Annotated in this window: 11 protein-coding genes and 1 pseudogene; 2 read left to right on the top strand and 10 right to left on the bottom strand. The window is 40.9% G+C overall.

The annotated features are described in order from the left end of the window. Positions 1-173 precede the first annotated feature (173 nt). From KFZ56_RS04875 to KFZ56_RS04845, 7 genes are all read right to left on the bottom strand, one after another. Positions 174-944, bottom strand: coding sequence for an SDR family NAD(P)-dependent oxidoreductase (locus KFZ56_RS04875; RefSeq protein ID WP_222640617.1), 771 nt, complete (start codon positions 942-944; stop codon positions 174-176). Between the two features lie 86 nt (positions 945-1,030). Continuing rightward, positions 1,031-1,927: a glycine betaine ABC transporter substrate-binding protein gene (locus KFZ56_RS04870; RefSeq protein WP_222640616.1), complete on the bottom strand. Its 897-nt coding sequence runs from the start codon at positions 1,925-1,927 to the stop codon at positions 1,031-1,033. A 152-nt stretch (positions 1,928-2,079) separates the two neighbouring features. Beyond that, positions 2,080-2,958 carry a beta-keto acid cleavage family enzyme gene (locus KFZ56_RS04865; protein ID WP_222640615.1) on the bottom strand — a complete coding sequence of 293 codons (879 nt, stop codon included), beginning with the start codon at positions 2,956-2,958 and terminating at the stop codon, positions 2,080-2,082. Between the two features lie 230 nt (positions 2,959-3,188). Continuing rightward, on the bottom strand, positions 3,189-3,707 hold the full coding sequence (locus tag KFZ56_RS04860; protein WP_222640614.1) for an acetone carboxylase subunit gamma: 519 nt from the start codon (positions 3,705-3,707) through the stop codon (positions 3,189-3,191). 14 nt (positions 3,708-3,721) lie between these two features. Then, entirely contained in the window at positions 3,722-5,914 is a 2,193-nt protein-coding gene (locus KFZ56_RS04855; RefSeq protein ID WP_222640613.1) for a hydantoinase B/oxoprolinase family protein, read from the bottom strand. A gap of 28 nt (positions 5,915-5,942) precedes the next feature. Then, the gene (locus KFZ56_RS04850) at positions 5,943-8,114 is read right to left on the bottom strand and encodes a hydantoinase/oxoprolinase family protein (RefSeq protein WP_222640612.1); all 2,172 of its coding nucleotides are present in this window, start codon (positions 8,112-8,114) and stop codon (positions 5,943-5,945) included. Between the two features lie 235 nt (positions 8,115-8,349). Further along, complete coding sequence (locus KFZ56_RS04845) at positions 8,350-9,966, bottom strand: BCCT family transporter (RefSeq protein WP_222640611.1); 1,617 nt, start codon at positions 9,964-9,966, stop codon at positions 8,350-8,352. A 478-nt stretch (positions 9,967-10,444) separates the two neighbouring features. Here KFZ56_RS04845 and KFZ56_RS19995 point away from each other — a divergent pair, with 478 nt between their 5' ends. Continuing rightward, on the top strand, positions 10,445-10,555 hold the full coding sequence (locus KFZ56_RS19995) for a hypothetical protein (protein ID WP_222640608.1): 111 nt from the start codon (positions 10,445-10,447) through the stop codon (positions 10,553-10,555). Between the two features lie 273 nt (positions 10,556-10,828). Here the strand turns inward: KFZ56_RS19995 and KFZ56_RS19460 are convergent, their stop codons facing one another. Continuing rightward, on the bottom strand, positions 10,829-10,960 hold the full coding sequence (locus tag KFZ56_RS19460) for a hypothetical protein (RefSeq protein WP_255584839.1): 132 nt from the start codon (positions 10,958-10,960) through the stop codon (positions 10,829-10,831). 289 nt (positions 10,961-11,249) lie between these two features. Further along, positions 11,250-11,486: pseudogene (locus KFZ56_RS19990) on the bottom strand (GNAT family N-acetyltransferase); the annotation flags it as partial. 161 nt (positions 11,487-11,647) lie between these two features. Between KFZ56_RS19990 and KFZ56_RS04835 the strand changes: the two are divergent. Then, positions 11,648-12,049: a hypothetical protein gene (locus KFZ56_RS04835; protein ID WP_222640606.1), complete on the top strand. Its 402-nt coding sequence runs from the start codon at positions 11,648-11,650 to the stop codon at positions 12,047-12,049. Between the two features lie 450 nt (positions 12,050-12,499). Here KFZ56_RS04835 and KFZ56_RS04830 read toward each other — a convergent pair whose 3' ends face one another. Next, positions 12,500-13,180, bottom strand: coding sequence for a Pr6Pr family membrane protein (locus KFZ56_RS04830; RefSeq protein WP_222640604.1), 681 nt, complete (start codon positions 13,178-13,180; stop codon positions 12,500-12,502). Between the last annotated feature and the right edge of the window lie 219 nt (positions 13,181-13,399).

The following is a 13,399-nucleotide window of genomic DNA, read 5'->3' as shown; positions in this document are numbered from 1 at the left end:
GTCGTCCATTATTGTACTATAATTTTCTTTCTATTTAGGGACTGCTGAACAAACAAAAACTCACGAATCATAAGGAATCTTCTTTTGTTATTTTGGGATAAGATATATGTTATTCAGCAGTCCCTAATGGAGTGAGGAACAGCTCCCCCTATTTTGCTAAGAATCCTTTTGCCTTACCGCGATAAAGCTGAACGCCCACCATCTATCGTATATTGACTTCCCGTGATATATTGACTTTCATCCGAAGCTAGAAATAATATTAAATATGCTAATTCCATTGTTTTAGCATAGCGACCAAATGGAATAGCATCATCCGTTACAGAGGTAGAGACTCCTTTAGCTACATATTCCTTTTCAAGTTCATGCATCATTCTTGTATCCACACCAGTAGGCTGAATGCTATTTACTCTCACTTTATCATTAGCGACTTCCAAGGCTGCTGTTTTTGTAAGACCTACCACACCATGCTTGGAAGCAACATATGCACTTAAACCTCCATCACCAGACCATCCAGCGTCTGAAGATGTATTAATGACACTTCCAAATTTTTGTTCTTGCATAACTGGCAATACATGTTTAAGCCCGAGAAAAGAACCAATGAGATTGACATCGATTACTTTTTTGAACACATCAAGATCATAATCGGTTGTTTCATTAACATCTCCCTCTATACCAGCATTATTAAAGAACACATCAATCCTGCCCCACTTGTCTAACACTGTTTGCACATAACTTTTCACTTCCTTTTCTTTCGTAACATCAGCTGTAATAGCAATAATATCTCCATATGGCTTTAATGCTTCTACGGTTGACGTTAAAGCTTCGTTGGACAAATCCACGATCGCAACTTTAGCTCCTTCTTGTAAGAAGAGTTGAGCCGTCTCCTTACCAATATTTCCTACCCCTCCGGTAATAATAGCAACCTTATCTACTAATCTATTCACATGAACAGCCTCCTTTTGTTATTAAGTTATCATTTCCATCATCAATGGGTGCCTTAATCTATTTCTATGCAACAAACCAAACGATGTCAGTTGTCGTTTTTCATTTCGTCAATCTTATCTTGGTTATCGTCAATCCAATCCTGTGCTACCTCTTCAGGGTTTTCTCCATTGTCAATCTTAATAATCATATCTTCGATGTCATCAATGGGGATACGCCAGTTTCTTAAAAATGCATAAGCTTCAGGTGCATTGTCTTTCAATTCTTGATTAGCAAGAACATGAATCGTAGAGGGCGTTAAAACCTCTGGAGCATTTTTATTTGTTAATAATTTTATATCAAGCAAATGAAACATGCTATGTGGGCGCCATCCAAACAGTACAACAGGTTCCTCTTTTTCAATTTTTGATTTAGCCGCTGCCAACATAGCCGCTTCGGAGGAATTCGTCATTTCCATGTCCAGGTCATATATATCGATAAGCTTTGGGATCTCTTCGACTGTCGGGTCGCTTTCTTCAATTGCCAAGACCTCATTATTTACGATGTCTTCTTTCCCCTTTAAATCATCAACATCATTGACATCCTCCATATATTTGGGGACTGCGATTCCTCTTGCTGCATCATCATAACTTGTAGATACAACATCTATGGAATCGGAAAACTCATCTAGATAGGGTTTGTGTTGTGGATCCCAGTAATCCATAAATATATCAACATCCCCTTTTGACAGCCCTGCCATCGTAACGCCAAGATCAGCCTCCGTGCCTTCTACTTCATAACCCATATCTTTTAATACGATTTTCACTATTTCCGTTGCTGGAACAGTACTTGTCCATGGTGTTATGCCTAATGTTAATGTTGGTTTGTCCCCTTTTTCATTGTCTGTTCCATTGCTACTTGCAGTTGTATCTGAACCACCACCTGATTCACAACCGTACATAGCGATGAATAAGAAAATTGTTATGAAAATAACAGTTTTCTTCATGTATAAACCTCCCTAAGTTCACTTTTTTGTTTATCAGCCTCGCAATCTTTCGTAGTTTCTGCAGAACGTAGTATTTGTTCATAGATTGCGTGTGCAATCGCTTTAATAGTTCCGATAGACTATCTACTTCTGAGCACCTGTATCTCCTCTATTTATGGTGCCCGAAGATGTAATTCTTGACGTGCTTCTTGTGGCGTCATCATATCGGACCCAAAAGCCTGTACAATGCCTACTGCCTTATCAACGAGTTGTTCATTTGTAGCAAGTTGTCCCTTTTTCAGATAAAGATTATCTTCTAATCCTACACGAATATGACCTCCTTGTAGAACGGATTCGGCCACTATCGGCATTTGCATGCGACCAATGCCAAATGCGGCCCACTTGCCATTATTCGGTATTCGGCTTTTCATATAGGATAATGTTTCAGCGTCAGCTGCTGCCCCCCATGGTATACCGAGGCAGAATTGATACAAAGGATCACCGTCAATGAGACCTTCTTCTATTAGTTGATTAGCAAAATGAACCTGTCCCGTATCAAAACATTCTAATTCCGGTTTTACGCCACTTTCTTGCACAAGTTTTGCTTGTTTTCGCAACCAGTCCGCTGGGTTCACGTACAGCATATTTCCAAAATTGATACTTCCACAGTCAAGGGTGCACAATTCTGGAAGTAATTTTCTAATTGGCTCATGACGTTCTTCTGGTGTTTGAATATCTGTGCCAGTACCTCCTTTTGTCGGATCTTCTTCACATGGGATCCAATCACCGCCACCTCCGGATGTTATATTAATAATGACATCCGTTTCAGACTCACGGATTCGTTCTACTGTTTCCTGAAACAAATTGACATCATGACTCAACCTACCTGTTCGCTGGTCACGCACATGAAGATGCACAATGGTTGCTCCTGCTTTTGCTGCTTTGATAGCTGAACCAGCAATCTCTTTCGGTGTTACAGGTACATGCGGACTTTTTTCAGTCGTGTCTCCCGCTCCTGTAATAGCACATGATAAAATAACTTTTTTATTCAACTTACCACCTCCTATTTGTTGTTTAAGTACAAGCTTGACATTTTGGTGTTCCCTCATTTTTATTAAGAATGCCTAAACGGTCTTAGCTCTTCGGTGGTTCAGAGCCAAAACCGTTTAGCATTATTGTTTTCACTGTCTACTTGACTACGAACAAATCTCGCTTGAAACACTTTCTCCCATAGATAGATCGGTCTGCCATCAACATGCATGATGTTACATCATATGTGATTTTAATCCCTTCTTGGTTCGGCTGGTAACTCTTTTCCAAGCCAATCGCGATAAAAGGTTTCTAAGTACGGCAAAAAATCAAAAACGATTGGATATCCCGGCGCAGCTGCTTCCACTTCCAATAACCTAGCACACCCCGGGCATATAAACTCACGAATTTCCATCCATTCCGGATCATAGCTGTGACGTCCGGGATAAATTTCAGCAACTGCTTCTTCATCATTACGAACGTTGATTACAGCATGCAGCTTCCAATTGTGCGTATAGTGACCAAACTCGTAACCACAGCTGCATTTGACAACTCGTTCACCTTGTGGCTCACTTTTCTTGGCAACAATATACAAATGTTCACCGATTGGTAATAGAATCGGGTCATTAAATACCACCCGTTCCTGAAGAATATCAATGTACTTAAAAAACCGATCATCGTCTTTATACTGGCTCATCATTGACTTCGTCGACTGCCAGGGTAGCTGACCATCTATTAAGTCACGAATGACCTCGTGATCATAGCTTGCCATCATTATCACTCCTCTCACATTGTAAAATCATCGGGCAAATTCCAGAATTCACGGAACTCTGTCGCAAAGTGGTTAGAAATGCTCATGGTGTCCTGATACATCTTACGCACCTCGGTAACAAAGTCTCCTTCCAACACTCGCTCTCGCTCGGATTCAATCCAATCCTCAACGGGCATAGCCTTACTCAAACGAGATTTTCTGACTTCCTCCCGTCGAGCTTCTGTTGCTGTTTTATTGACGCTCCATGTATTGCGCTTCTCGTCATACTCCAGCACTACAGCATGAGCTCTTTGGGCAATTTCTGCCGTCACATAACCATTTTCCACATCCCGAACTACTTCCAGCGGATCACGTTCGATGGGGTCACCATAACCTCCACCACCATTGTACGAATGAGCAAATAGGTCGCCAGATTGCAACGGTCTGTCTATATGCGGGCCTTCCACTTCTTTCTGGTCTCCCTCGACCAATCGCTCTAAATCAGTTATATGTGGATCATTACCTAACGAGTGAGGCAACGGTTTTTGTTCCTCAATCAACTGTTTCATATTACTGTTTCGCACGGTAAAGTGTCGATGGGCGGTCGGTGCCGGATAACCACCACACATCCCAGCATTATCAAACACACGACTGGAATGTTCAGACGTAGCGATCGTCACTTCATCTGTATTATGCACAAGCCACAGGGAAGTGAAGGATGTACCACCACGGTTGCGACCAACTCCGCCTGAATCAGCTGCAATGCTTCGCCCTAGGTAGAGCATCGGTATGCCTTGTTCCCACACTTCCATATTGCCCATGTCAGATTCAGGATTCCAGCCAACATACCCGTTATCAATCCCGTCTTTAATACCAAGGGCTCCACTTCCAGCGGCGGAACACTCAAACATAGCCATGCCAAATTGACTACCATATTGGCTTTGTCCACCCATTTCAACCATTGGACTGTTTACTTGTCCTACAAACGCTTCTTCTTTGAAACCACGGCTTACAAACCCCCGACTGATCAAGCGTTGAAAAATACCAAATGCCGGTAGAAGTAGTGCCCAAGATGTAGCCGTTGCCACCGTATGACGATCAGGGTTTGTCCAAGTTCCCGATGGTAAATTCATATCTGTAGCCAGCCAAGCTCCATCATTCACCTTACCTTCAAAGTTCATCGACTGCGTCAGCGTAACAAACAAACCGCCGTCCATTCCGGCTGGTGTACAATTCATCGAGTGATAGCCCCAAGAACCGGTACCTTCAAAATCCAAGTGCATTTGTCCATCTCCACCCACATCCAATTCAAGCGGGATGGAATATAACAAATTTTCATCACCTAAGGGCAAGATCCCTGGCTTACCTTCCGTAAGATGACCATAAAATGTATGCCCTCTGTAGCGACCAGGCACCATAAGCTGCTTCACCCGCGAAAGTTGCGAACGGCGACCTTCTTCAATGAATTCCCGTGTAGCCCGCTTGAAGTAATCCAAGCCTACTTCATCAATCAGTTCTTTTACCTGATCCCTTAATTCAAGATTCGCTGCTAACTTCGCCTTGTCATCAAACATCCAATAGATAGGCATACGCAGATTGCGTTCCAACCGGATCAAATAATCTCGGCGGAGTTCATCGTTTTCTCCTACCTTTTCGGCGCACACAAACAAGCCTTCGGTAAAACGTTCTTGAGCTAGATATACGTCACCACCTGGTGTGATACCGCCGACTTCTAATTCATGAGCGACTGTACCAGCCCAACCGACCAACTCATCATTATGGAAGATCGGTACAACAACCATCACATCCGGTACTTGCACGGTACCGATGAAAGCGTCATTGTTCGCGAAAACGTCACCGGGACAAATACCTGGAGACTCTTCGTACCCATTTTGAATCATCCATTTGATGAATCGACTCATTGTGTGAACATGAACCATAATACCGGTGGAAAGGCTAATAGCGTCACCCTCTGGTGTATATAGCGCTACGACCATTTCCCCTACTTCTCGCACACCGGGCGAAGCTGAAATACTGCGTGCCATTTCTCTTGCTGCTATGGTCATCGAACGAAGCTTGGTATGCAAGCTTTCATAGCGCAGCGGATCATCTTCACGGTATGTTAAAGCTGTTATACCGGCATAACAGCCTGTTTCTCGAAACTTACGATCGTTCTCGAGCAACTGTTCCTTGAATGTCATTGTTTTGTTTTCAACTGCTTCATTCATACGGATCCTCCTTTTAGTTAGATTGAACCTACAATACGTAACTTGCTGATTTTTGCGTTTGACCTCCGTGTTCGTAATGCAGAATTGTCCATTCATCTACACGAACCCGGTCTCCGGCTGGAATAACCAAGGTTGTCGCCGGGTGTTCCACAATAGCTGGCCCGTTAAGCTCGTTTCCCGGCTTCAGCATGTCCATTTCCCAAAGTTGCGCCTCATGCCAAGTGCGATTATAATACATTGATCGCTTCCCTTTGCTAGCCTTGGAGTCAGGCTCCCGAGATCCTAAGGGGCGACGTGATAGCTCTGGTTTCACTTTTTCCACACGCGCATTTAATCCGAGTTCCATAATGGTGAAACCAGCTGTTCCATAACCAGACACACTGCGGTTAATCGTTTCATACAGCGTTTCAAATGCCTGTGTAAGTTCATCTAAATCCTCATTTGACTCTAACTTTGTCGCCGGTGCTGCAACTTCAACATCTTCCAGTTGACCCGTGTAGCGCATCATAGCGAATGGCTCACAAATAACAGCGTCCGCGTTATGTCCTTCAGAGGCCAACTCCGTGCGTGCATGGGCATCAAGTTCGCTCCAAATATTATTAATCTGCCGGCGCACCTCGTCTCGGTCCTTATCTGAGGCATCAGATCCGATCATGATATGGACGGATTGGCTGTGCCGATGCAAATAATCTGCCGTTGTGCAACCAAAAGCTGAAAAGGCTGCCGCAAATGGGAATGTCATAATCCCTTTAAAACCTAGTCCACGACTATACTCGGCCATATGAAGCGGTCCAGATCCACCATAAGCCATCAAATGGTACTCACTTGGATCCACGCCACGAGTAGAAATAATGGATTCAATGGAAGACTTCGCTTCCATTTCGAGCATATTTACCATTCCTTCTGCTGCTTCGTATACATCAACCCCCAGAGGGTCGGCAACTTTCTCCTTTAAGACCTGCTTTGCCTTTTCAACATTGAGTCGGACTTTGCCTCCAAGAAAGTTATCCGGATTCAAGCGACCCATGATCGCATCGCAGTCAGCAATCGTTGGCTCTGTGCCTCCCATATCCATCGCTACCGGGCCAGGCACCGATCCAGCGCTTTCAGGTCCAAGACTGACCTTATGCGTGTATGGATCCACCTTGACAATGGTACCCCCACCGGCGCCAATCGTATCCATTGCTAAGGTCGGCAAATTCAGTTTAAAACGTGCCAAAGTTGGCTCATCTTCAATAGGAACTTTGCCACGAGTAATGGCTCCGATATCAAAGCTCGTGCCTCCCATATCACTGACAATGACCGAGTCAGTACCAATTAACTCACCAACATGTCTGGCTCCTAAAAGTCCTCCGACCGGACCGGAAATCATCGTCTCGTGAAGACGAGGATAACGCACATCGGCGAGCCCCCCATAGGAGAGCATCGTTTGCATACTGTGCGGGAAACCATGTTGCTTAGCGGCTGCTTCGACGCCCAGCAACTGCTCACGTCCTCTGGCCGTCGCATAAGCCTCAATGAGCGTGCTGTTTAGTCGGGACTGTTCACGAATAATTGGACGAACCTGATGGCTAAAGTAAATGGGGATATCGACGTCCTGCTCCGCCAACACGCTTCGAGCAGCTTCCCCAATTTTTAATTCGTGTTCTGGATTAACGTGCCCGTACATGCAACAGATACATAATGCCTCGATATCCTGCTCCAAGAGCTCCTTCACTCCATTGACTGCCTCATGCTCATAAGCAGGGATAACAACCTGACCGAACTGATCAATACGCTCGGTCACACCGCGTACCCGGCTGAGTGGTACGAGCGGGTCAGGATGAGCGTGAGTGACCGCATGTAAGCGATCTTCATAGGAATAACCAGACCATGATTGCAGCCCTCTTCCCATAAGTACCGCATCTTCCATACCGCGTGTTACGATAAGACCAATACGCTTTCCTGTTCTGGACAACAACGTATTCAGCATACCCGTACCTGAATAGAGAACGACTGCCAATTCTTCAAATGTTTGATTCATATCCAAGTTCCAGATATTGGTAGCGTCACGTGTTGATTCAATAAATCCTTCTGATTCGTAATTAGGTGTAGTCGGCGCCTTACCGACAGCGAAGTTTCCTTCTTTATCCACGAGAATCGTATCGGTCATCGTGCCACCGGCATCGATACCGAGCACAAGTGGTGATGTCTGTTTCATTACACATCTCCTCCTCATCGTTTTTTAGGTTAAATCTGTTTCAAGGAGAACTCGGATCCATTAGATATAATCTTGTCCCCCTTTTGTTGTGCTCTCTATAATTAGGTTAACCGTCCAGACGGTTTGTTGTCAATGCTAAAAAATGAATTTTTCTAAAAAATGATCTATATGAAAGATTTATTTTCTTGAAAAAACCTTGTCGTATTGCTAATTCTAATGCAGTACGAGCCATGCATCACTTTTTCATCAATGACGCTTTTTCACTCCATTTCCTTTTTCCTTTAAATTCCTGATCATTGTAAGGTTCGGATGTAGGTAATTTAGAATTTTTTACTAAAGTTGCTTTTTCCTGCCCAAAATCTTCTTTGACAGATTTTATAAAAGAGATCGTCATCAACACAAAAACCAAAATCATCGGCACACCTACAATAACGGAAGACAATTGAACTGCCTCCAACCCACCGATAGCCAGTATGATAATCCCAACTCCTCCAAGAATAAATGCCCAAAATAATCGATGAATACGAGGCGGTTGCCCCATTCTATCTAATTTTTTACTCGCAACAGATGATAGAATCAATGAAGCAGTATCAAACGTTGTTGCAGAGAATATTAAATAGGCTATTACTAGTAGTGGTATGATAATCGTACTAAGAGGCAATGTATTAATAACTGCCATGATTACTCCCGTTTGACCACTATCAGCCATAATGGTATCTACAGGAATCACGTTAGATAATTGAACGTTCAATGCGTAATTTCCAAAAACGCCAAAAAATAGCCAACACCCCACTGGTCCTACTAAGCATTGCGTAATGATCACTTGTTTTATTGTACGTCCCTTGGAAATCCTAGCAGTAAACAAACCTATTAACGATGCATAACCAATCCACCATGCCCAATAAAAAATGGTCCAATCTTGCGGAAAACTTCCACCCCTAATCGATCCAAGACTTAACCCCATCTCAAAAAAGTTATTAAACATTTTACCTAAAGCTTGTACGGAATTACTTAGCATAAAGATGGTTGGACCAACAAGGAAAACAAAAGCAGTTATTGCTGCTACAATAATGATATTGAAATTGGATAGTCTTTTAATTCCTCTCTCAAGACCCAAATATACACTTCCACCAAATATAATCACCCAAAGCGCAATAACAATGGCCAACAATCCCAAAGTCACAGGAATATGAAACATTTCACTCAGAAGTTCAGCTATCATGGGGGCTACCAAGCCTATGCTTGTCCCCACTACCCCAATCAAACCAAGCATCATGGCAACATCAACGATTTTACCCGGTAAACCGTCCGAATGTTTACCTAGGATTGGTTTGCAAGCAGCGCTGAGTCTAAAATACGGTATTTTTTTCACATATAAGGCATATGCCATAGGAATACTGGGAAGCGCATAAATAGCCCACGCAAGTATTCCCCAATGAAACAAACCATAAGGTAGTGCCCATTCTGCTGCACTTAATGTTCCTGCTTCTAATCCAAAAGGAGGCCCGGTCGTATACGTGATGGGTTCGATTACCGATTGATACATGATTTCCGCACCAATTCCTGTGGTAAAAATCATGGAAAACCAACTAAAATTTGAGAATTTCGGTTTATCTTCAGGGTCTCCTAATTTGATTTGGCCAAATTTGCCAAAAACAAGCCAAGTGAAAAAGATAAGTATCAGAAATGGAAACAATACAAATATCCATCCAAAATTCTCCGTAATGAAACTTAATATGTTACCTACCGTCTCTTCCGCAGCCGAGGGATTTACTCCAACAGGAACTAACCCTAGCAGTAAAATGACGAGAACAGGCCATAGCACTTTGGTTTCAATATTCAATTTTTTCAAGTGATACACTCCTTTTTACTATAATATTCAAAAAGGTGTTCGCAAATAATTCCCCCTTTACGTATGCAATGTTTCCAATCGTAAATATTACAATGATATGGATCCTATATCTACATGGAAATCAAACTTATCTTAAAATCAAGGTGCTAGCTTTTCCTCTAAGGCCTTTCTTGATTTTTCATCATTTAACACCTCCTAGAAAAAATGTTATCTACGGATCTAATATCTAAATATATCATTCATTTAAAACTGTATAAAATGACTGTATATGTTAAATTTCTTGTTTAGTCCATAAAATTTTTCCTTTATTACGATATATCTGTATTTATTTTAGAATATCTCGAAAATACGCAGAAATTGTCATTTGATCTTTGATCGCTGACGTGCAGTACAGCTTTTTAAAGGAGGTTACTTTATTGTAATTCCAATAAAAATGTGTTTATCACGGTAGGATGAGTTAGATTGAGTTTCAGAGACTGTGATTAGACTTATCATTGATGGACTATGGTTTTATGATTTATTTGGATTGGATCCACCAGAAAAAGAACTTAGAAAGGATTTGTTGGAATGGAGAAAAAAGATAAGATAAACCAGACGCTCGATTATGTCCAGGGCTTATTTCAGAATGGACGATTTTAATTTTCCACACTTCTGGACACCGGAAGAAGAAACATATATCAACACCATTGTTTCACTCAATGCAAGAGGACGCTTTCTTATGAAAAAAACCCCCTCTTTTTTTATTCATCTTGCTCTTCACACGTAAAACAATACAAGCGGTTATCTTTATAGACACCGTTCAGAAAGCCATCCAGGCAATAGACATCTTGCTGACATTGCGAACATTGACCGACCCATTCTTTCATCTGAAAAGCTCCTCCACCATTTTATCGACGTGAATGTCCATCGTATGCAGAAGCACAACAACATCATCATCGTCATTGAGAATCATGTGTAATTCGGTACAATCTAAAATCAGGCTATCCACATTCATCGGCAATCATCCGGGTTGATAATGGTCAAAAAGGCGTCATTCGTGTCTTTTTTTGCAATGCCGTTTTCCAATTCATCGACGATTTTTTGATGAATGAACTGTTGGTCATCTTCACCAGAGACGACAATTTCTCTTTCACTGGCGAGAAAAACGTATACGAAAACGTCCTTTCAGAGATAAAAATAAATGTGTTTGTTATTTTGATCAATCATTAACCTTTGCCATTATTGGCATGATAGGAATTTGGTGCGCTTATTCACATCATGCCGCCCATGCTTGAACCAGTTTTTTATTGATTTTTTGGAGTTTTTTTAATATAGCCAATATATGATTGGGGGAATAATTTATATTCAAGTAAATCATATTTAGTCCAGCCAGTATCTTCGTAAAACATTTCAATTGTGTCTACATGATAGAACCCCATCTTTAAATATAATTTTTTAGCAGGGAAATTATTATTTAAAACATCGAGTCGCATTGCTTTTTGTTGATAACTCGCAGCAAGTGAAATTGCATATTCCACAAGATGTTTGGCATATGTGTCAAATAAGAACTACACAGTGTTTCACCTTTTTCAAAGGACTAGTCATGGACTTTTTATTTTTTGAAAAACTAATTATAAAATTATTTTCATTATTGATTTTATTCCTTCAATATAGTTAAATGATAAACAAAGGAGGTGATCGTATGTATAAAACTTTATTGTCTGCAGCTCTGGTAATTGTTTTGTCTGTTGTTGTTTTTGGAAGCACCTCATTTGCTTCCGAGGTCGGTGTCGAAGATGATGTAACACCCCAGAAAGTATTCGGGCCATACAAGTTTAAAACAGGAGATGGGCAGTGGGATGGTCAATTAACTGTACCCTTTGGCGGCGGGGACGTTACGGTGACTGTAGAAGATTTGAAGGATAACACTTTTGTTCCGTTTGTTCGTTTATGTAATGCATCATCTGGGAAGTGTACTCCACTTGAACCGTTACAATCGGACAACACTAGAACTTTTACTAACATGTTACGCGGAACATACTATGGAGATGTAGAGACTGGAACGGTATCAACTACTGGAGTTATCAGATTTGATGTTAGATAAGAATTTCGTTGCTTTAAACTTTTACTAACGCCGTCCGTACACACGGAAATGAACAAAAGTTCTTTGCTTTATGCCGTCAAAAGTAAAGAACTTTTGTTCATTTAAAAGAGTTAATAGTCTGCGATTGTTCATTGCCTAAGCCCTCACTTTTTGCTTAATTTGTCCCACTACAAGAATATTATCTAACTTAAAGGTTCGCACTCTCTTATTTTTATCTGCCATATATTTTGTGTAAGGATTTCCATTGTTAAGCACATAAATAAATCCAAGCGGAATTGCTATGATAATGAGAACTATTACACTTAAGAGATCCGTACTACTTTTTTGTTCACACTTCTTCCCTCTTTCTTATTCGATTAAATGTCCCTTTTGTTCAATAAAGGGCGCCAATCCATCTTCAAGATAGGCGCCCGTTTGCTGAATAGGGAGATTCTATTTATTTAATTCAAATCACATTACCTTTTTAGTATTTGCAGCCCCCTTTGCATTTTTAAATTTAAGAATAACTCTATTCGTTAATATTAGCAGAAAGCCAAGTATGCAATACACGAAAGTCAAACCTACAATAACTAAAGCCACATTTGTATAGCTGCCAACTCCATTAGGAATATGACCATTTGGGTTTAGAAAGAAATAAGGATAGAATCCATCATACATTCCTCTTATTAATGATAAAGCACCGTAAAGTATTGGGAAGGCTAACCATAAGACAATCGATTTGTAACTATACCATTTTTTCTTTTCAAAAATGAGCCAGTTTAGTAAAACAAACATTGGAATTAAGTAGTGTAATGTGAAATTGGTAATAATTCTAGTCCCACTGTACTCTCCACCACCAGCAAGGACAAAGTGGTAAGTTGATAAAACTACCATCATATATATAAGCGCTGCATTTTTACATAAATCCAACATACTGCTTTCTTTTTTCTTTACTAAAAGAAAGAACGTGCTAACTATAAATATTATGGTAACAATGATATTAGAATGAATTGTAAATTTTGTAATAGATACATTTGGTTCTGGAGAAAAAAATATATGTAATGGCACACTAATAAGTCCTGTTGCAGCTATTAAAACATGAAATAAAACCTTTGTATGTAGATACCTGTCTTTTGATAATATTTTAGTCATGGTTCACCTCATAGGTAAATGTATATATAACATTCTACTTCATTCCCTTTTTCCGCATAATGGCCCGTTTGTTTAAGTACAGACAACTACATACCATATAACTATTTTAACATAACATCCCAAAACTGCTAGAAAAATCAGAAACGATTTGAGATTATCATTCCAAATAACGATGAACAACATTCTAATTGATTCACATTTCACAAGTCAATCAGCGTT

Origin of the sequence: Virgibacillus sp. NKC19-3, assembly GCF_019837165.1 — a bacterium.
GTDB lineage: Bacteria > Bacillota > Bacilli > Bacillales > Amphibacillaceae > Virgibacillus_L > Virgibacillus_L saliphilus.
Note: the sequence above shows the minus strand (reverse complement) of the source record. Positions and strands in the feature narration are given on the sequence as shown.

Bases quoted from the DNA above. Each gene is read 5' to 3' on its own strand.
- KFZ56_RS19460 (WP_255584839.1), bottom strand. From the start codon at position 10,960: ATGAATGTGGATAGCCTGATTTTAGATTGTACCGAATTACACATGATT.
- KFZ56_RS04860 (WP_222640614.1), bottom strand. From the start codon at position 3,707: ATGGCAAGCTATGATCACGAGGTCATTCGTGACTTAATAGATGGTCAG.
- KFZ56_RS04870 (WP_222640616.1), bottom strand. From the start codon at position 1,927: ATGAAGAAAACTGTTATTTTCATAACAATTTTCTTATTCATCGCTATG.
- KFZ56_RS04830 (WP_222640604.1), bottom strand. From the start codon at position 13,180: ATGACTAAAATATTATCAAAAGACAGGTATCTACATACAAAGGTTTTA.
- KFZ56_RS04855 (WP_222640613.1), bottom strand. From the start codon at position 5,914: ATGAATGAAGCAGTTGAAAACAAAACAATGACATTCAAGGAACAGTTG.
- KFZ56_RS04835 (WP_222640606.1), top strand. From the start codon at position 11,648: ATGTATAAAACTTTATTGTCTGCAGCTCTGGTAATTGTTTTGTCTGTT.
- KFZ56_RS04850 (WP_222640612.1), bottom strand. From the start codon at position 8,114: ATGAAACAGACATCACCACTTGTGCTCGGTATCGATGCCGGTGGCACG.